At 63.1% G+C, this 16,878-nt stretch carries 13 protein-coding genes; 11 read left to right on the forward strand and 2 right to left on the reverse strand.

Annotated elements, in window-relative coordinates; genetic code table 11:
- Window positions 1-142: 142 nt before the first annotated feature.
- The 7 genes from gltS to ACK1U9_RS11995 all read left to right on the forward strand — a co-directional run bounded on the left by gltS (window position 143) and on the right by ACK1U9_RS11995 (window position 8,812).
- Complete coding sequence (gltS, locus tag ACK1U9_RS11965; protein ID WP_449109915.1) at window positions 143-1,342, forward strand: sodium/glutamate symporter; 1,200 nt, start codon at window positions 143-145, stop codon at window positions 1,340-1,342.
- 342 nt (window positions 1,343-1,684) lie between these two features.
- A complete protein-coding gene (gene gcvH / locus ACK1U9_RS11970; RefSeq protein ID WP_449109916.1) occupies window positions 1,685-2,068 on the forward strand; it encodes a glycine cleavage system protein GcvH in 384 nt (127 codons plus the stop codon).
- An 11-nt stretch (window positions 2,069-2,079) separates the two neighbouring features.
- Entirely contained in the window at window positions 2,080-4,935 is a 2,856-nt protein-coding gene (gene gcvP / locus ACK1U9_RS11975; RefSeq protein ID WP_085600596.1) for an aminomethyl-transferring glycine dehydrogenase, read from the forward strand.
- A gap of 202 nt (window positions 4,936-5,137) precedes the next feature.
- Window positions 5,138-6,514 carry an L-serine ammonia-lyase gene (locus ACK1U9_RS11980; RefSeq protein ID WP_085600598.1) on the forward strand — a complete coding sequence of 459 codons (1,377 nt, stop codon included), beginning with the start codon at window positions 5,138-5,140 and terminating at the stop codon, window positions 6,512-6,514.
- A gap of 27 nt (window positions 6,515-6,541) precedes the next feature.
- Window positions 6,542-7,663, forward strand: a complete 1,122-nt coding sequence (gene gcvT / locus ACK1U9_RS11985; RefSeq protein ID WP_108480953.1) for a glycine cleavage system aminomethyltransferase GcvT — start codon at window positions 6,542-6,544, stop codon at window positions 7,661-7,663.
- A 356-nt stretch (window positions 7,664-8,019) separates the two neighbouring features.
- Window positions 8,020-8,232 carry a cold-shock protein gene (locus tag ACK1U9_RS11990; protein WP_003257941.1) on the forward strand — a complete coding sequence of 71 codons (213 nt, stop codon included), beginning with the start codon at window positions 8,020-8,022 and terminating at the stop codon, window positions 8,230-8,232.
- Between the two features lie 91 nt (window positions 8,233-8,323).
- Entirely contained in the window at window positions 8,324-8,812 is a 489-nt protein-coding gene (locus ACK1U9_RS11995) for an RDD family protein (RefSeq protein WP_046616978.1), read from the forward strand.
- A 182-nt stretch (window positions 8,813-8,994) separates the two neighbouring features.
- Here the strand turns inward: ACK1U9_RS11995 and lptG are convergent, their stop codons facing one another.
- Together lptG and lptF are read right to left on the reverse strand one after the other, a co-directional pair.
- Entirely contained in the window at window positions 8,995-10,056 is a 1,062-nt protein-coding gene (gene lptG, locus ACK1U9_RS12000) for an LPS export ABC transporter permease LptG (RefSeq protein WP_025337842.1), read from the reverse strand.
- On the reverse strand, window positions 10,049-11,164 hold the full coding sequence (gene lptF / locus ACK1U9_RS12005; protein WP_085600604.1) for an LPS export ABC transporter permease LptF: 1,116 nt from the start codon (window positions 11,162-11,164) through the stop codon (window positions 10,049-10,051). The genes lptG and lptF overlap by 8 nt, the downstream gene beginning before the upstream one ends.
- A gap of 301 nt (window positions 11,165-11,465) precedes the next feature.
- Between lptF and ACK1U9_RS12010 the strand changes: the two genes are divergently transcribed.
- The 4 genes from ACK1U9_RS12010 (at window position 11,466) to ACK1U9_RS12025 (ending at window position 16,806) form a co-directional block, all read left to right on the forward strand.
- On the forward strand, window positions 11,466-12,959 hold the full coding sequence (locus ACK1U9_RS12010; protein ID WP_108480952.1) for a leucyl aminopeptidase: 1,494 nt from the start codon (window positions 11,466-11,468) through the stop codon (window positions 12,957-12,959).
- Between the two features lie 49 nt (window positions 12,960-13,008).
- The gene (locus tag ACK1U9_RS12015) at window positions 13,009-13,440 is read left to right on the forward strand and encodes a DNA polymerase III subunit chi (RefSeq protein WP_046616982.1); all 432 of its coding nucleotides are present in this window, start codon (window positions 13,009-13,011) and stop codon (window positions 13,438-13,440) included.
- A gap of 5 nt (window positions 13,441-13,445) precedes the next feature.
- On the forward strand, window positions 13,446-13,811 hold the full coding sequence (locus ACK1U9_RS12020; protein ID WP_046616981.1) for a hypothetical protein: 366 nt from the start codon (window positions 13,446-13,448) through the stop codon (window positions 13,809-13,811).
- Between the two features lie 148 nt (window positions 13,812-13,959).
- Window positions 13,960-16,806, forward strand: a complete 2,847-nt coding sequence (locus tag ACK1U9_RS12025; RefSeq protein WP_046615752.1) for a valine--tRNA ligase — start codon at window positions 13,960-13,962, stop codon at window positions 16,804-16,806.
- The last annotated feature ends 72 nt before the right edge of the window (window positions 16,807-16,878 follow it).

Genomic DNA, 16,878 nt, shown 5'->3' on the forward strand with positions numbered 1-16,878 from the left:
CCTGATAGTTATTGTAATAATCCGGTTGTTATTCAGGCTTTTCCTACGCCAGTGAAAGATACTCTCCCACGGATGCCTCGTAGAATGATGACAGTGTATTCCCATCTGTCACCCCAGCTACTGGATATAACGAGAACACCTGATGTTTGAACTCGATTTTTACGGGACGCTTGTAGCCGCCTCTTTGGTACTGCTATTGGGACGCGGCCTGGTTGCGCGTATTGGTTTCTTGCGCACTTACAATATTCCGGAACCTGTCGCTGGCGGCCTGGTAGTCGCCTTGGCGTTCCTGGCGTTGCGCAGCTTCGATATCCACGTGCAATTCGATACTTCACTGCAAACCCCTCTGATGCTGGCATTCTTCGCCACCATTGGTTTGGGTGCAGACTTCGCCAGTCTGAAGAAAGGTGGCCGCGTGGTTACCGTGTTCCTGCTGGTGGTAACCGGCTTGCTGCTGGTCCAGAACGCCATGGGCATCGGCCTGGCAACGGCACTGGGGCTCGACCCACTGATGGGGCTGCTGGCCGGCTCCATCACATTGTCGGGCGGCCACGGCACAGGCGCTGCGTGGGGGGCCACATTCACCGAAAAGTTTGGCCTGGCCTCGGCCTCCGAATTGGCAATGGCATCAGCTACCTTCGGCCTGGTACTGGGTGGCCTGATTGGTGGCCCGGTCGCCCGGTTGCTGATCAAGCGAGTAGCGACGCCTGGTATCGAAGAAGCAGCGCCACAACTGCCCAAAGGTTTCGAACAACCGGACAAAGAACGCCTGATTACGCCGTTTTCATTTATCGAGACACTTGCGCTTATCGCCGTCAGTTTGCTCGTGGGTTCGTTACTTAACGGTTTGCTGAAAGGCACGGCGCTTGAACTGCCAACGTTCGTTTGCGTGCTGTTCGTGGGCGTGGTGTTGCGAAACGGCCTTTCGGCGCTCGGCTTTTATCAAGTATTCGAGCGGGAAGTCTCGGTATTGGGCAATGTGAGCTTGTCGTTGTTCCTGGCCATTGCCTTGATGTCGCTCAAGTTGTGGGATCTTTCAGCGCTGGCTTTACCGTTCTTTGCATTGCTCGCCGCACAGACATTGGTCATGGCACTGTTCGCGATATTCGTCACGTTCTGGGTCATGGGTCGCAACTATGATGCAGCGGTACTGGCTGCCGGGCACTGTGGCTTCGGCTTGGGCGCAACGCCAACGGCAATCGCCAACATGCAAGCGGTGACCCAGCGCTACGGAGCCTCGCGCATTGCCTTCCTGGTCGTGCCGATGGTGGGGGCGTTCTTCATCGACATCATCAATGTCATCGTCATCAAGCTGTATCTGGCATTGCCCTGGTTTGCCTAGATCGAAGTCAGGCCATGTTCCAGGGCGTATTTCACGAGCGGCGCAAGTGTCGTGGCCGAGCATCGCGTCCTCAACACTATGTATTGATTTCAATACGCCGTATTGAAATCAATACACATCCATTCGGATACGACTGTGCAAGGGTTTGATCCCCAAACCCTTTTCCATCACCCTCCTGCTGTAGCGTTTTCATTCCATCAAATTGATAAATTAATCACGCTAAATAGATAACTTATTGATTAATAACATTTTTTAACGATTGGCCGCATTTTTGCTAAGGGAATCCCAACCCCAAGAGCGCGGAGCCACTGCGCCTAACGCCCTGCTTCCCGAGGATTCCCCATGAGCGAGTTGTGTTTCACTGAAGATCACGAATGGCTGCGCGTCGAAGCCGATGGCAGCGTCACCGTGGGCATCACCGCCTACGCCCAGAACGCCCTTGGCGATGTGGTTTTCGTGCAACTGCCAGAGTTGCAGCAGTATGAGAAAGGCAGCGAAGCGTCCACCGTCGAGTCGGTCAAGGCCGCCAGCGGTGTGTACATGCCCCTTACCGGCGAAGTGGTCCAGATCAACGACCAACTTGAAGACAGCCCGGAGCTGGTCAACGAAGACCCGATGGGCGAAGGCTGGTTCTTCCGCTTCATTCCCGCCGACGCCAGCGCCGTGGCCGCCCTGCTTGACCAGGACGCCTACGACCGCCTGATCAAAGCCAACGACGACGCCTGAGGAACCCTGCCATGACCATCAACCTCGGCACCGCCAACGAATTCATCGCCCGCCATATCGGCCCGCGCGCCGCTGACGAGCAGGCCATGCTGGCCGCCCTCGGCTTCGACTCGCTGGAAGCCATGACCGCCGCGGTCATTCCCGACAGTATCAAAGGTACCAGCGTGCTCGGCTCGCACGATGGCCAGAGCGAAGCCGACGCGCTCGCCGCGCTCAAGGCCATCGCCGGCAAGAACCAGCTGTTCAAGAGCTACATCGGGCAGGGCTACTACAACACCCATACCCCAGCGCCTATCCTGCGCAACCTGCTGGAAAACCCGGCCTGGTACACCGCCTATACCCCGTACCAGCCAGAAATATCCCAGGGCCGCCTGGAAGCGCTGCTGAACTTCCAGACCCTGATCAGCGACCTGACCGGCCTGCCGATCGCCAACGCCTCCCTGCTCGACGAAGCCACCGCTGCGGCCGAGGCCATGACCTTCTGCAAGCGCCTGTCCAAGAACAAGGCCAGCCACGCCTTCTTCGCCTCCGTGCACTGCCACCCGCAAACCCTGGATGTGCTGCGCACCCGCGCCGAGCCACTGGGCATCGAAATCGTGGTCGGCGATGAGCGCGAGCTGGGCGATGTCAGCGCCTTCTTCGGCGCCCTGCTGCAGTACCCGGCCAGCAACGGTGAAGTGTTCGACTACCGCGAAGTGGTCGAGCGCTTCCACGCCGCCAACGCCCTGGTCGTCGTGGCCGCCGATCTGCTGGCCCTGACCCTGTTGACCCCGCCGGGCGAGTTCGGCGCCGACGTGGCCATCGGCAGCGCCCAGCGCTTCGGCGTGCCGCTGGGCTTCGGTGGCCCGCACGCGGCCTACTTCTCCACCCGTGATGCGTTCAAACGCGACATGCCGGGCCGCCTGGTCGGCGTGTCGATCGACCGCTTCGGCAAGACAGCCCTGCGCCTGGCCATGCAGACCCGCGAGCAGCACATCCGCCGCGAAAAGGCCACCAGCAACATCTGCACCGCTCAGGTGCTGCTGGCCAACATCGCCAGCATGTTCGCCGTGTACCACGGCCCGGCCGGCCTCAAGCGCATCGCCGAACGCACCCATGCCCTGACCGCGATCCTGGCCGCCGGCCTGAAGACGCTGGGCGTGCAGGTAGTGGGCGCCAGCGCCTTCGATACCCTGACCCTGGCCACCGGCAGTGCCACTGCCAGCCTGCATGACAAGGCGCGCGCCCAAGGCATCAACCTGCGCCAGATCGACGCCGCCCACGTGGGCCTGTCGCTGGACGAAACCAGCAGCCAGGCCGATGTCGAGGCCCTGTGGCAATTGATCGGTGGCGACCAGGCCCAGCCAGACTTCAACGCTCTGGCCGCCAGCACCGGCTCGCTGCTGCCTGCCGCCCTGCTGCGCCAGTCGGCCATCCTGCAGCACCCGGTGTTCAACCGCTACCACAGCGAAACCGAGCTGATGCGTTACCTGCGCCGCCTGGCCGACAAGGACCTGGCGCTGGACCGCAGCATGATCCCGCTGGGCTCGTGCACAATGAAGCTGAACGCCGCCAGCGAAATGATCCCGGTCACCTGGGCCGAGTTCGGCAACCTGCACCCGTTTGCCCCGGCCGAGCAGAGCCAGGGCTACCTGCAGATGACCACCGAGCTGGAAGCCATGCTTTGCGCCGCCACCGGCTACGACGCCGTGTCGCTGCAACCCAACGCCGGTTCCCAGGGCGAGTACGCAGGCCTGCTGGCTATCCGTGCCTACCACCGCAGCCGTGGCGAAGGCCACCGCGACATCTGCCTGATCCCGTCGTCGGCCCACGGCACCAACCCGGCAACCGCTCACATGGCCGGCATGCGTGTAGTGGTCACCGCCTGTGATGCCCGCGGCAACGTCGACGTCGAGGACCTGCGCGCCAAGGCCATCGAGCACCGCGAGCGCCTGGCCGCGATCATGATCACCTACCCGTCGACCCACGGCGTGTTCGAGGAAGCGATCGGCGAAATCTGCGCGATCATCCACGACAACGGTGGCCAGGTGTACATCGACGGCGCCAACATGAACGCCATGGTCGGCCTGTGCGCCCCGGGCAAGTTCGGCGGCGACGTTTCCCACCTGAACCTGCACAAGACATTCTGCATCCCGCACGGCGGCGGCGGCCCGGGCGTCGGCCCGATCGGCGTCAAGTCGCACCTGGCGCCGTTCCTGCCTGGCCACGCACAGCTGGAAAACACCGAGGGCGCGGTTTGCGCCGCGCCGTTCGGCAGCGCCAGCATCCTGCCGATCACCTGGATGTACATCCGCATGATGGGCGGTGCCGGCCTCAAGCGTGCCTCGCAGATGGCGATCCTCAACGCCAACTACATCGCCCGTCGCCTGGAAGAGCACTATCCTGTTCTGTATACCGGCGGCAATGGCCTGGTGGCCCACGAGTGCATCCTCGACCTGCGCCCGCTGAAGGACACCAGCGGCATCAGCGTCGACGACGTGGCCAAGCGCCTGATCGACTTCGGCTTCCACGCCCCGACCATGTCCTTCCCGGTTGCAGGCACGCTGATGATCGAACCGACCGAAAGCGAGTCCAAGGAAGAACTGGACCGCTTCTGCGACGCGATGATCCAGATCCGCGAAGAAATTCGCGCGGTCGAGAACGGTAGCCTGGACAAGGACGACAACCCGCTGAAGAACGCCCCGCACACTGCGGCCGAGCTGGTTGGCGAATGGGCTCATGGCTACAGCCGCGAGCAGGCGGTGTACCCGCTGCCGAGCCTGGTGGAAGGCAAGTACTGGCCGCCGGTCGGCCGGGTCGACAACGTGTTCGGCGATCGCAACCTGGTCTGCGCCTGCCCATCGATCGAGAGCTATCAGGACGCCTGACCCGGCGCTCTGGCCTCATCGCCGGCAAGCCAGCTCCCACAGGGACCTCACCGCACCCAAGGCTGGTGCAATACCTGTGAGAGCTGGCTTGCCAGCCCTTAAGGGCTCACCTGTTTTCCAAGGCTGGTGCAGTACCTGTGGGAGCTGGCTTGCCGGCGATCGAGTGCGCAGCACTCGCCTTACCTACCGGAGGGAATGAGCAATGTCTTTGAGCGTCTTCGACCTGTTCAAGATCGGCATCGGCCCCTCCAGCTCGCACACGGTCGGCCCGATGCGCGCCGCCGCGCGTTTCGCCGAAGGGCTGCGCCGTGATGACCTGCTTGCCCGCACCGTCAGCGTCAAGGCAGAGCTGTATGGCTCGCTCGGCGCCACCGGCAAGGGCCATGGCAGTGACAAAGCCGTGCTGCTGGGCCTTGAGGGCGAGCACCCCGATGTCATCGACACCGACACCATCCCTGCCCGCCTGCAGGCCATCCGCGACAGCGGTCGGCTGAAACTGCTCGGCGAGCACAGCATCGCGTTCATCGAAAAGCAGCACCTGGCGATGATCCGCAAGCCGCTGGACTACCACCCCAACGGCATGATCTTCCGCGCCTTCGACGAGGCCGGCTTGCAAATCCGCAGCCGCGAGTACTATTCGGTGGGCGGCGGTTTCGTGATCGACCAGGACGCCGCCGGCCACGACCGCATCGTCGAGGACAGCACACCGCTGACCTACCCGTTCAAGACCGCCAAGGAGCTGCTCGGCCACTGCACCGGGCAAAACCTGTCGATCAGCCAGGTAATGCTGGCCAACGAGGCGGCCTGGCGTCCCGAAGCGGAAACCCGTGCCGGGCTGCTGCGCATCTGGCAGGTGATGCAGGATTGCGTCGAAGCCGGCTGCCAGCATGAAGGCATCCTGCCGGGTGGGCTCAAGGTCAAGCGCCGAGCGCCGGCGTTGTACCGCCAGCTGAGCCGCAACCCGGAGGCCAGCCTGCGCGATGCCCTGTCGGTACTCGACTGGGTCAACCTCTATGCCCTGGCAGTGAACGAGGAAAACGCCTACGGCGGGCGCGTGGTCACCGCGCCGACCAACGGCGCCGCGGGCATTGTCCCGGCGGTGCTGCATTACTACATGCGCTTCGTACCGGGTGCCAACGAGGACGGGGTGGTGCGGTTTCTGCTCACCGCCGCGGCCATCGGCATCCTGTACAAGGAAAACGCCTCCATCTCCGGCGCCGAAGTAGGCTGCCAGGGCGAGGTCGGCGTGGCCTGCTCGATGGCTGCTGGTGCGCTGTGCGAGGTGATGGGTGGCACCGTGCAACAGGTGGAAAACGCTGCCGAAATCGGCATGGAACACAACCTGGGCCTGACCTGCGACCCGATCGGCGGGCTGGTCCAGGTGCCTTGCATCGAGCGCAACGCCATGGGCTCGGTGAAGGCGATCAACGCGGTGCGCATGGCCTTGCGCGGCGATGGGCAGCACTACGTGTCGCTCGACAAGGTCATCCGCACCATGCGCCAGACCGGCGCCGACATGAAAAGCAAATACAAAGAGACCGCCCGTGGCGGCCTGGCCGTCAACATCATCGAATGTTGACCCGACAACAACAGCAAGGAGTCACCGATGTCCGAAACACTGCTCAAGACCCCACTGCACGCCCTGCATCTGGAACTGGGTGCGCGCATGGTGCCGTTCGCCGGCTATGACATGCCGGTGCAGTATCCGTTGGGCGTGCTCAAGGAACACCTGCACACCCGCGAGCAGGCCGGCCTGTTCGATGTCTCGCACATGGGCCAGATCACCCTGCGCGGCAGCGATGCCGCCAAGGCCCTGGAAAGCCTGGTGCCGGTGGATATCATCGACCTGCCGGTGGGCATGCAGCGCTATGCCATGTTCACCAACGAGCAAGGCGGCATACTCGACGACCTGATGGTCGCCAACCTGGGCGACGACACGCTGTTCCTGGTAGTCAACGCCGCCTGCAAGGACCAGGACCTGGCCCACCTGCAAGCACACATCGGCAGCCGTTGCGAGGTGCAGCCGCTGTTCGAGCAGCGCGCCCTGCTGGCCCTGCAAGGCCCGGCGGCGGTCAAGGTGCTGGAGCGCCTGGCCCCGGAAGTGGCCGGCATGACCTTCATGCAGTTCCGCCCGGTGAAACTGCTGGGCGAAGACTGCTTCGTCAGCCGCTCGGGCTACACCGGTGAAGACGGCTACGAAATCTCGGTACCGGTACATGCAGCCGAAGCCCTGGCCCGCCGCCTGCTGGCAGAGCCCGAAGTACAGCCGATCGGCCTGGGTGCGCGCGACTCGCTGCGCCTGGAAGCCGGCCTGTGCCTGTATGGCCACGACATGAACACCGAGACCACGCCGGTGGAAGCCAGCCTGCTGTGGGCCATTTCCAAGGTTCGTCGGGCCGATGGCGCGCGTGCCGCCGGCTTCCCGGGTGCCGAAGCCATCTTCGCCCACCAGCGCGATGGTGTGGCGCGCAAACGTGTGGGCCTGTTGCCGCAGGAACGTACCCCGGTACGTGAAGGCGCGGATATTGTCGATGCAAACGATAAACCTGTAGGCAAAGTGTGCAGCGGTGGCTTTGGTCCGACACTCGGCGCACCTGTAGCAATGGGTTATATCGATAGTGAACATGCTGCTATCGACACCCCGCTGTTTGCGTTGGTACGTGGCAAGAAGGTTGCCTTGAAAGTCAGCAAAATGCCTTTCGTGGCACAACGTTACTACCGGGGCTGAAGCCGCTTTGTGAAGGTTGCGGGCAGGTTCGACATATTCGTTTTCGAACCTGTCCAATAACTTTTGAACATGGCGCCAGGCCAGGCGCCATGCCGTTTCCGACAAATCGGTCGGTTATCGGCAAGCGGCCGATTTTCCATACGACCAAGGGCTTGTTTTTCGCTCGGGAGTTGGCGTAGAGTCACTGCACTGTGTTTGCATGGGTCGCAACAGTTCGTGACCTGGGCCAGTAGCCGCAATCTGCTACAACCCGTTTGACGTCTCTTACTTTCCTGCAACCCAGCCCAGTAATCTTTTGCTTCCTTTAATGCAAAAGAAACTGTCATCAAAATTCAAGCTTCATAGGAAATAAGACAATGGCTGAGCGTCAGAACGGTACCGTCAAGTGGTTCAATGACGAAAAAGGTTACGGCTTCATCACCCCAGAAAGCGGTCCGGATCTGTTCGTGCACTTCCGCGCTATCGAAGGTAACGGCTTCAAGAGCCTGAAAGAAGGCCAGAAGGTCACCTTCGAAGCAGTCCAGGGCCAGAAAGGCATGCAGGCTGACAAAGTTCAGGTCGCCGGCTAAGCCGAACCCGACTTCGAGAAAAGCCCCTGCCAAGTGCAGGGGTTTTTTTTTGCCCGTAGAATAGCGGCTTCGTTTTCTGGAGCCGTTTTGCATGTCCAAGCCTCTGCTCACACCCCAGGGTGATTTTCCGCCGGTCGGCCTGGGCCGGCGCCTGGCGGCGATGTTCTACGACTTCCTGCTGTGCACGGCGCTGCTGATCGTGACCGCTGGCGCCTACAAGATGATCCAGATGGCGATCATCGGCGAAGCCCGGATGCGTGAGCTGACCGAGGCTGGCGCACTGGACGGCGACCCGCTGCTGTCGACGGTGCTGCTGTTCGTCCTGTTCGGTTTCTTTGCCAAGTTCTGGACCCATGGCGGGCAGACCCTGGGCATGCAGGTATGGGGTGTGCGGGTGCAGAATGCCGATGGCACGGCCATCAGCCTGTGGCAGGCGCTGCTGCGCTTCGTGGTGTCGATTGCCTCGTGGCTATGCCTGGGGCTGGGGTTTTTCTGGGTGTTGATCGACAAGCGCAAGCGGGGCTGGCATGACATCTATTCGGAAAGCCAGCTGGTGCGGGTGCCTAAGCAGAAGAAATGAACTGAGGCCTGTATTGCCTGTGCTGGCCCCTTCGCGGGTAAACCCGCTCCCACAGGTACAGCACAGGCATCACGATCGGTGAGATTCCTGTGGTAGCGGGTTTACCCGCGAAGAGGCCAGCACAGGCGACCCCCCATGAAAAAGCCGACCCTGAGGTCGGCTTTCTTGTACAGCTCAGGCCATCAACCTGCCCGGCGCAACAGCCACACGCCGGCCAGCGCACAGATGCCTGCCGGAATCACCACCGCCAGCAGCGGCGGGAAGCCGAACACCTGGCTCGAAGGCCCAAGCAGGTCCTGAGCGATGCGGAACACGAAGCCCACCAGTACACCGGTGAACACGCGCTGGCCGAGGGTTACCGAACGCAGCGGGCCGAAGATGAACGAAATGGCCATCAGCACCAGCGCCGCGGTCACCATCGGCTGCAACACCTTGGTCCAGAACGCCAGCCAGTATCGAGCATTGTTCAGGCCCTGGTCGGACAGGTAATGGATGTAGTCCCAAAGCCCGGTGATGGACAGCGACTCCGGCGCCAGGATCACGGTATTGAGCAATTGCGGCGTGAGCGAAACGTCCCAGCGCTCCTGCGGCGCGGTCACCACTTCGGTGTGGTCGCCCCGGAAGAAGGTGGTGCGCACGTCGCTGAGCATCCAGTGGTCGTCCTGGTACTGTGCACGGCGGGCAAAGCTCGAGGTGACGATCTTGCGCTCGCTGTCGAAGCGGTAACGGGTCACACCCAGCAGCAGGCCGTTAGGCTGCACGGCGTTGATGTGCACGTACTCCTCGCCCTGGCGGTGCCACATGCCGCGCTTGGAGCTTTGCGCATCACCGCCACCCTGGGCCAGGGAACGGTCGGCCTGGGCCTTGTTCTCGGTCACCGGCGCCACGTACTCGCCAATCAGCAGGCCGACCAGCATCAGTACCAGCATCGGCTTCATCACCGCCCACACGATGCGCCCGATGGAAACCCCGGCAGCACGCATGATGGTCAGTTCGCTGCTGCTGGCCAAGCTACCCAGGCCGATCAGGCAGCCGATCAAAGCAGCCATCGGCAGCATTTCGTACAGGCGCCGTGGTGCGGTCAGCAGGACGAAGTTGCCCGCCTCCATCACCGTGTAGGTGTCACTCAGGTCGCTCATCTCGTCGATGAAGGCAAACAGCGACGCCAGGCCGAGGATGATCCCCAGCACGGCGAGGATTGCCAGCAGCACGCTCTGGCCGATGTAGCGGTCGAGCTTACCCATGGGCCACCTCCGCACGACGGGCGGCGCGTTTGAGGCGCAGCGGCTCCCAGTACATCAGGCCCAGGCCGATCAGCAGGAACAGGCCGTGGACCCACCACATGCCCAGGGCGATCGGCAGTTTGCCCTTTTCGAGGGCGCCGCGTACGGAAATCAGCATTGTCAGGTAGGCCATGTACAGAAGAATTGCCGGCAGCAGCTTGAGGAAGCGGCCCTGGCGCGGGTTGACCCGGGCCAGCGGCACCGCCAGCATGGTGACGATGAATACCAGGATGGGTAGCGACAGCCGCCACTGCAGCTCGGCACGCTCACGCAGGCCCTTCTTGCCGATCAGCTCGGAAGTGGGAATGGCTTCGCGATCGGTCACTTCCTCGGCGACTTCCGGCTTGGGCAGCAGCACCCCGTAGGTGTCGTACTTGATTGCACGGTAATCGGCCTGGCCCGGGTTGCCGTCGTAGCGGTAACCGTTTTCCAGCACCAGGTAGCGGTTGCCGTCAGCCTGGATTTCCTGGTGGCCTTTTTCGGCAACCAGCACCGACGGGGCGCGGTCCTTGGTCTTGTCCTGGTTGAAGCGCTTCTCGGAGATGAACACCCCAGCCAGGTTGATGCGGTCGTCCGACAGCTCTTCGGTGTAGGTCACCCGCGAGCCGTCGCGCAGGGTCTGGAAGCGGCCCGGCACCAAGGTGTCGAACTCGGTCAGGGCATCCTGCTGGGCAATGATCTGCTGCACCTGGGCCACGCCCAGCGGTGCCAGGCTCAAGCTCAGCCACGCCACCAGCAGGGCGACCAGGGCGGCCGGCGCCATGGTCAGGCCCAGCAGGCGCTGCTGGCTCATGCCGGTGGCCGACAACACGGTCATCTCGCTTTCCAGGTACAAGCGCCCGTACGCCAGGAGAATGCCGAGGAACAGCCCCAGAGGCAGGATCAGTTGCAGGAAGCCCGGCAGGCGGAAGCCCATGATCAGGAACAGCACGCTCGGGTCGAGCACACCCTGGGCAGCCTGGGCCAGGTACTTGATGAAGCGCCCACTCATGATGATCACCAGCAGCACGGCGCTGACGGCGCTCAAGGTCACCAGGACCTCGCGGGACAGATAACGAAAGACGATCAAACCAGACACTCCTGGGTTGTCAGGGCGGACTGCCAATCAATGGCGCCAGACAATGACTTAGTACAGCCAAGACCAATGCCGGTTCGCCAAAGGCGAACCTCCATGTAAAGTGCGCGCATTATCCTGTGATTGACCGCCCCTGTCACTTCGCCGCGCATGAAGGCGCATAACGGGGTTGTCAGCACGCTTGCCGCAGGCTCAAACTGGCAGCTTTTCCGCCGGCGCGCGACGACGCGGCCAGGCCCGTCCAGAGCGCTGGAACACACAGCGCCGACTGTATCGATCATTCGGGGATCCTGACATGGAACTGGTTGTAAAAAGCGTAGCTGCTGCATCCGTAAAAACCGCCACCCTGGTCCTCCCGGTAGGTGAAAACCGCAAGCTCGGCGCCGTGGCCAAGGCCGTCGACCAGGCCAGCGAGGGCGCCATCAGTGCCGTGCTCAAGCGTGGCGACCTGGCCGGCAAGCCGGGCCAGACCTTGCTTTTGCAGAACCTCGCGGGTCTGAAGGCCGAGCGCGTGCTGCTGGTGGGCAGCGGCAAGGACGAAGCCCTGGGCGACCGCGCCTGGCGCAAACTGGTCGCGAGTGTGGCCGGCGTGCTCAAGGGCCTGAATGGCGCTGACGCAGTGCTGGCCCTGGACGACATCGCGGTCAGCAACCGCGATGCCCACTACGGCAAGTACCGCCTGCTGGCCGAGACCCTGCTCGACGGCGAGTACGTGTTCGATCGCTTCAAGAGCCAGAAGGCCGAGCCGCGCGCCCTGAAGAAGGTCACCCTGCTGGCCGACAAGGCCGGCCAGGCCGAGGTCGAGCGTGCCGTCAAGCATGCCAGCGCCATCGCCACCGGCATGGCTTTCACCCGCGACCTGGGCAACCTGCCGCCCAACCTGTGCCACCCAAGCTTCCTGGCCGAACAGGCCAAGGACCTGGGCAAGGCGCACAAGGCGCTGAAAGTCGAAGTGCTGGACGAGAAGAAGATCAAGGAACTGGGCATGGGCGCGTTCTACGCCGTCGGCCAGGGCAGCGACCAGCCGCCACGCCTGATCGTGCTCAACTACCAGGGCGGCAAGAAGGCGGACAAGCCGTACGTGCTGGTGGGCAAGGGCATTACCTTCGACACCGGCGGCATCAGCCTCAAGCCTGGTGCCGGCATGGACGAAATGAAGTACGACATGTGCGGTGCCGCCAGCGTGCTCGGCACCCTGCGTGCGGTGCTCGAGCTGCAGCTGCCGGTCAACCTGGTGTGCCTGCTGGCCTGCGCCGAGAACATGCCGAGCGGCGGCGCCACCCGCCCGGGTGACATCGTCACCACCATGAGCGGGCAGACCGTGGAAATCCTCAACACCGACGCCGAAGGCCGCCTGGTGCTGTGCGACACCCTGACCTACGCCGAGCGCTTCAAGCCGCAGGCAGTCATCGACATCGCCACCCTGACCGGCGCCTGCATCGTCGCCCTGGGCAGCCACACCACCGGCCTGATGGGCAACAACGACAACCTGGTCGGCCAGTTGCTCGACGCCGGCAAGCGCGCCGACGACCGTGCCTGGCAGCTGCCGCTGTTCGATGAGTACCAGGAGCAGCTGGACAGCCCGTTCGCCGACATGGGCAACATCGGCGGGCCGAAGGCCGGCACCATCACCGCCGGCTGCTTCCTGTCGCGCTTTGCCAAGGCCTACGACTGGGCTCACATGGACATCGCCGGCACCGCCTGGGTCAGCGGTGGCAAGGACAAGGGCGCCACTGGCCGCCCTGTGCCCCTGCTGACCCAGTACCTGCTGGACCGCGCTGGCGCCTGACGCCGTGAAGCCGGTGGCGCACTGCGCGCCGCCGGCCGGCGATACCACCATGAGCAAAGTCGATTTCTACATCCTGCCCACCGACTCGCTGTCGGCGCGGCTCGATTTCGCCTGCAAGCTGTGCGAAAAGGCCTGGCGCCTCGGCCACCGGGTCTACCTGCATTGCCAGGACGCCGAGCAGCGCAGCGAGCTGGACCAACGTCTGTGGCGCTTCAAGGGCGAGGCCTTCGTGCCCCACGACCTCGCAGAGGTGCATGCCGATGCCTGCGTGGCATTGGGCCTGGCCGCCGACAGTGCAGGCGACCACCACGACCTGTTGATCAACCTGGGCGCCGACGTACCGGGCTTTGTCGGCCAGTTCGAACGGGTTGCCGAGATCGTCGTTGAAGAGCCTGGCATCCGCCAATCTGCCCGTGAACGATTCCGTTTCTACCGTGAACAGGGCTATGCTCTGCAAGACCACCGCTTACAGCGACTTTGACGACGATGGACAAACCCTCCCCCCTGCCCGATTCCGCCCATCTGCTCGATGACCTCGAGTCGATACGCCAGCTGCTTGGCGACGCCGACCTGCAACCACCGCTGCTGACAGAGACGGTGGAGCAGATCCCGTTGCTGCTGGAAGAAGCGCCCGGCAACCATGTTCCTGCGGCCGAACCGGTTGAGGCCGAGCCCGAAGACGACCCGCAGACCCGCCGCCAGGACACCCTGCTGCACCTGGAAAGCGAACTGCGCGCGGCGGCGCAGATGATCATGCAGGACGTGATCAAAGACTTCACCCCGCACATCGAGAACGAGATCAAGCGCCGGCTGGATGCGCGGATCGAGCGGTTGATCAAGCGTTCGGAGTAAAACTGAAATCCGGCGGTGCCTTCTTCGCGGGTAAACCCGCGAAGAGGCCATCCCTGCCATGCCAGATAGCAGCAGCTTGTCGCCTGCGGCCCCCAGCTTGGTTATACTTCCCGGCTTTCCCGAATAAATGCACAGGGTCCCGCCGCGCATGGATAAGACCTACCAGCCGCACGCCATCGAAACTTCCTGGTACAACACCTGGGAGTCCGAGAACTATTTCGCCCCACAAGGTGCAGGCGAGTCCTACACCATCATGATCCCGCCGCCGAACGTCACCGGCAGCCTGCACATGGGCCACGGGTTCAACAACGCGATCATGGACGCCCTGATCCGTTTCCGCCGCATGCAAGGCCGCGACACCCTGTGGCAGCCAGGTACCGACCACGCCGGTATCGCAACCCAGATGCTGGTCGAGCGCCAGCTCGAGGCCAAGGGCCAGAACCGGCATGATCTGGGCCGCGAAAAGTTCCTGGAAAAGGTCTGGGAATGGAAGGATCAGTCCGGTGGCAACATCAGCCGTCAGATCCGCCGCCTGGGTTCGTCGGTCGACTGGAGCCGCGAGCGCTTCACCATGGATGACGGCCTGTCCGAAGCGGTCAAGGAAGCCTTCGTGCGCCTGCATGAAGACGGCCTGATCTACCGCGGCAAGCGCCTGGTCAACTGGGACACCAAGCTGCACACGGCCATCTCCGACCTCGAAGTGGAAAACCACGACGAGAAGGGCCACCTGTGGAACCTGCGCTACCCGCTGGCCGACGGCGCCAAGACCGCCGAAGGCAAGGACTACCTGGTAGTCGCCACCACCCGTCCGGAAACCCTGCTGGGTGACGCCGCCGTGGCGGTCAACCCGAACGACGAGCGCTACCAGGCACTGATCGGCAAGTACGTCGAACTGCCGCTGGTTGGTCGCCGCATCCCGATCATCGCCGACGACTACTGCGACCCCGAGTTCGGTACCGGCTGCGTGAAGATCACCCCGGCCCACGACTTCAACGACTACGAAGTCGGCAAGCGACACAACCTGCCGCTGCTGAACATCTTCGACAAGAACGCCTTCGTGCTGGCCAGCGCGCAGGCCTTCAATCTCGACGGCAGCGTCAACGAGCAGGTGGACACCCGTCTGCCGGCCCAGTACGCCAACCTCGACCGCTTCGTCGCGCGCAAGCAGATCGTCGCCGATCTGGATGCCCAGGGCTTGCTGGTGAGCATCGACGACCACGCCCTGAAAGTGCCGAAAGGCGACCGTTCGGGCACTGTCATCGAGCCGTGGCTGACCGACCAGTGGTACGTTTCCACCAAACCGCTGGCAGAACCTGCCATCGCCGCCGTGGAAGATGGCCGCATCCAGTTCGTGCCCAAGCAGTACGAGAACATGTACTTCTCCTGGATGCGTGACATCCAGGACTGGTGCATCAGCCGCCAGCTGTGGTGGGGCCATCGCATCCCGGCATGGTACGACGAGGCCGGCCAGGTCTATGTCGGCCGCAACGAGGAAGAAGTGCGCGCCAAGCACAACCTGGGTGCCGACGTGGTCCTGCGCCAGGACGACGACGTACTCGACACCTGGTTCAGTTCGGGCCTGTGGACCTTCTCCACCCTGGGCTGGCCGGAACAGACCGAATTCCTCAAGAAATTCCACTCCACCGATGTGCTGGTGACCGGCTTCGACATCATCTTCTTCTGGGTTGCGCGCATGATCATGCTGACCATGCACCTGATCAAGAACGAGGATGGCACCCCGCAGGTACCGTTCAAGACCGTGTACGTGCATGGCCTGGTACGTGACGGCCAGGGCCAGAAGATGTCCAAGTCAAAGGGCAACGTGCTGGACCCGCTGGACATCGTCGACGGCATCACCCTCGACGCCCTGCTGGAAAAACGCACCAGCGGCATGATGCAGCCCAAGCTTGCCGAGAAGATCGCCAAGCAGACCAAGGCTGAGTTCCCCGAAGGTATCGCCAGCTACGGCACCGATGCCCTGCGCTTCACCTTCTGCTCGCTGGCCTCCACTGGCCGCGACATCAAGTTCGACATGGGCCGCGTCGAAGGCTACCGCAACTTCTGCAACAAGATCTGGAACGCCGCCCGCTACGTGCTGGACAAGGGCGAGGACTGCGGCCAGAACGGCGAAGCCTACGAGCTGTCGCTGGCCGACCGCTGGATCATCTCGCAGCTGCAGCGTACCGAAGCCGAAGTGACCCGCCAGCTGGAGCAGTTCCGCTTCGACCTGGCCAGCCAGGCGCTGTACGAGTTCATCTGGAACCAGTACTGCGACTGGTACCTGGAGCTGTCCAAGCCGGTGCTGTGGGACGAGAACGCCCCAGTCGAGCGCGCCCGTGGTACCCGCCGCACCCTGGTGCGCGTGCTGGAAGTTGCGCTGCGCCTGGCGCACCCGTTCATGCCGTTCATCACCGAAGAAATCTGGCAGCGCATCGCGCCGCTGGCCGGCATCGAAGGCAAGACCATCATGCTGCAGCCATGGCCGGTGGCCAATGAAAGCCGCATCGACGCCGCCGCCGAAGGCGACATCGAGTGGCTCAAGGAGCTGATGGTCGGCCTGCGCAACATCCGCGCCGAAATGAACATCGGCCCGGGCAAGCCGCTGCCGCTGTTCCTCAAGAATGCCAACGCCGACGACCAGCGTCGCCTGCAGGAAAACGAAGCCCTGCTGAAGAAGCTGGCCAAAGTCGAATCGTTCACCGTGCTGGGCGACGCCGACGAAGCGCCGCTGTCGGCCACCGCGCTGGTCGGTGACCTGCAAGTGCTGGTGCCAATGGCCGGCCTGATCGACAAGGATGCCGAGCTGGCGCGCCTGAACAAGGAAATCCAGCGCCTGCAGGGTGAAGTGGCACGCGTGGGTGGCAAGCTGTCCAACGCTGCCTTCGTCGACAAGGCACCGCCTGCCGTGATCGAGAAGGAACGCGCCAAGCTGGCCGAGTCCGAACAGGCCCTGGCCAACTTCACAGAGCAGCATGCGCGGATTGCAGCGCTTTAATCAAAAGTGAAGCCATAGCGGGCTGCTTCGCAGCCCATCGCCGGCAAGCCAGCTCCCGCAGGAAAGCCACAG

The sequence above is a fragment of the Pseudomonas sp. XP1 genome (assembly GCF_053557675.1).

Excerpts from the sequence above, each read along its gene's own strand:
- gltS (WP_449109915.1), top strand. The coding sequence starts at position 143 with ATGTTTGAACTCGATTTTTACGGGACGCTTGTAGCCGCCTCTTTGGTA.
- gcvH (WP_449109916.1), top strand. The coding sequence starts at position 1,685 with ATGAGCGAGTTGTGTTTCACTGAAGATCACGAATGGCTGCGCGTCGAA.
- gcvP (WP_085600596.1), top strand. The coding sequence starts at position 2,080 with ATGACCATCAACCTCGGCACCGCCAACGAATTCATCGCCCGCCATATC.
- ACK1U9_RS11980 (WP_085600598.1), top strand. The coding sequence starts at position 5,138 with ATGTCTTTGAGCGTCTTCGACCTGTTCAAGATCGGCATCGGCCCCTCC.
- gcvT (WP_108480953.1), top strand. The coding sequence starts at position 6,542 with ATGTCCGAAACACTGCTCAAGACCCCACTGCACGCCCTGCATCTGGAA.
- ACK1U9_RS11990 (WP_003257941.1), top strand. The coding sequence starts at position 8,020 with ATGGCTGAGCGTCAGAACGGTACCGTCAAGTGGTTCAATGACGAAAAA.
- ACK1U9_RS11995 (WP_046616978.1), top strand. The coding sequence starts at position 8,324 with ATGTCCAAGCCTCTGCTCACACCCCAGGGTGATTTTCCGCCGGTCGGC.
- lptG (WP_025337842.1), bottom strand. The coding sequence starts at position 10,056 with ATGGGTAAGCTCGACCGCTACATCGGCCAGAGCGTGCTGCTGGCAATC.
- ACK1U9_RS12010 (WP_108480952.1), top strand. The coding sequence starts at position 11,466 with ATGGAACTGGTTGTAAAAAGCGTAGCTGCTGCATCCGTAAAAACCGCC.
- ACK1U9_RS12015 (WP_046616982.1), top strand. The coding sequence starts at position 13,009 with ATGAGCAAAGTCGATTTCTACATCCTGCCCACCGACTCGCTGTCGGCG.
- ACK1U9_RS12020 (WP_046616981.1), top strand. The coding sequence starts at position 13,446 with ATGGACAAACCCTCCCCCCTGCCCGATTCCGCCCATCTGCTCGATGAC.
- ACK1U9_RS12025 (WP_046615752.1), top strand. The coding sequence starts at position 13,960 with ATGGATAAGACCTACCAGCCGCACGCCATCGAAACTTCCTGGTACAAC.